Raw genomic sequence first — 2,075 nt, 5'->3', positions numbered from 1 at the left:
GTACGGGGGCGGGCGCGGCGGCGGGGGCCGGCGCGGGCGGGGCGGCAGGCCGGCCACCACCGCCGAAGCCACCGCCTCCTCCGAAGCCACCGCCACCGCCGCCGAAGCCACCACCGCCGCCGCCGCCGGAGAAGTTCCCCCCGGAGCTGCCGGCGCCGGGCGGGGGCGCGGAGCCGCCCGACGGGTCGACGATCGCCTCGACCTTCCAGTGCACGTTGAACTGCTCGGCGAGCGCGGCCTTGAGGACGTCCTCGCTGCCGCTGCTCGCGAAGTTGTCCCGCGCGCCGGCGTTGAGGAAGCCGAGCTGGAGCGTGGTGCCGTCGAACCCGGCCACCTGCGCGTTCTGGCTGAGCAGGATCCAGGTGAAGCGGCGCCGGTTCTTGACCGCTTCGAGGATGGACGGCCACATGTTCCGCACCTGGGCGGCACCGGCCGCCATGTCCCCGGCCGGCGCCTGCCCGACGGGCTGCGCCTGCGGCTGCGGCTGGGGTGCGGGTGCCTGTACGGGGGCGGGCGCGGGCGCGCCGGTCGGCCAGCCGCCCGGGCGCGCGGCCCCGGGCCAGGCCCCCGGCCGCGCGGCGTCGGACGGCGCCGCCGGCTGCGCCTGAGCCTGCGGCTGCGGATGGGGCTGGGGCTGTACGGGGGCGGCCTGCTGCGCGGGCGGCGGCGGGGCCATCGGCGTGTGGGCCTCGGGGCCGGGGACGTAGCCCATCGGCGGCGCGGTGGGCGGGGCCGATGTGAAGACGGGGGCGGCGGCGGCCTGCGGCGCGGCGGCGGCGCCGCGCTCCAGCCGGTCGAGGCGCGCGAGCAGCGACCGCTCGTCGTCGAAGGCGGCGGGCAGCAGCACGCGCGCGCAGATCAGCTCCAGCTGGAGGCGCGGCGAGGTGGCGCCGCGCATCTCCGTCAGCCCCTCGTTGACGAGGTCGGCGGCGCGGCTCAGCTCGGCGGCGCCGAACACCGACGCCTGCGCCTGCATCCGCTCCACGACGTCGGTGGGCGCGTCGATGAGCCCCTTCTCGGCGGCGTCGGGCACGGCGGCCAGGATCACCAGGTCCCGCAGCCGCTCCAGCAGATCGGCGACGAACCGCCGGGGGTCGTTCCCGCCCTCGATGACCCGGTCGACGACCTCGAAGGCGGCGGCGCCGTCCCCCGACGCGAACGCGTCGACGACGGAGTCGAGCAGCGAGCCGTCCGTGTAACCGAGGAGCGAGGTCGCCATGGCGTACGTCACACCGGCCTCGCCGGCACCGGCGAGCAGCTGGTCCATCACGGACATCGAGTCACGCACGGACCCGGCGCCGGCGCGCACGACGAGCGGCAGCACCCCGTCCTCGACGGGAATGCCCTCCCGCCCGCACACGTCACCGAGATACTCCCGGAGCGTCCCGGGCGGCACGAGCCGGAAGGGGTAGTGGTGGGTGCGCGACCGGATGGTCCCGATGACCTTCTCGGGCTCGGTCGTCGCGAAGATGAACTTGAGGTGCTCCGGCGGCTCCTCGACCACCTTCAGCAGGGCGTTGAAGCCCGCCGAGGTGACCATGTGGGCCTCGTCGATGATGTAGATCTTGTACCGGCTGGAGGCGGGCCCGAAGAACGCCTTCTCGCGCAGGTCACGGGCGTCGTCCACACCACCGTGCGAGGCGGCGTCGATCTCGATGACGTCGATCGACCCCGGCCCGTTCCGCGCCAGGTCCCGGCAGGACTGGCACTCGCCGCACGGCGTGGGCGTGGGCCCCTGCTCACAGTTGAGACAGCGGGCCAGGATCCGCGCGCTGGTCGTCTTGCCGCAGCCACGGGGTCCGCTGAACAGGTACGCGTGATTGACCCGGTTGTTCCGCAGGGCCTGCTGCAACGGGTCGGTGACATGCTCCTGCCCGATGACCTCGGCGAAGGACTCGGGGCGATAGCGGCGGTACAGCGCGAGAGACGACACGTATACGAGGTTATAGGCGCCCGCCGACAACCCGGGAAAACAACCCGTGGGCCGGAGTCCGCCCCAACCCCGCGGCAGTCCCGACCCCGACCCCGCTCTCCGTTCCCCGCTCCCCGCTCCCCGCTCCCCGCTCCCCGCTCCC

1 protein-coding gene is annotated in these 2,075 nt (G+C 74.8%); it reads right to left on the bottom strand.

The window, feature by feature from the left end; all coding sequences use genetic code 11:
• Positions 1-1,933, bottom strand: a 1,933-nt coding sequence (locus IF73_RS0136940) for a DNA polymerase III subunit gamma and tau (protein WP_031015868.1), incomplete at its 3' end; no start/stop codon positions are given.
• Positions 1,934-2,075 lie beyond the last annotated feature (142 nt).

Source organism: Streptomyces sp. NRRL F-5727, from assembly GCF_000719555.1.
Classification (GTDB): Bacteria; Actinomycetota; Actinomycetes; order Streptomycetales; family Streptomycetaceae; genus Streptomyces.
The sequence above is the reverse complement of the archived record's forward strand: the minus strand, read 5'-3'. Positions and strand labels throughout refer to the sequence as shown.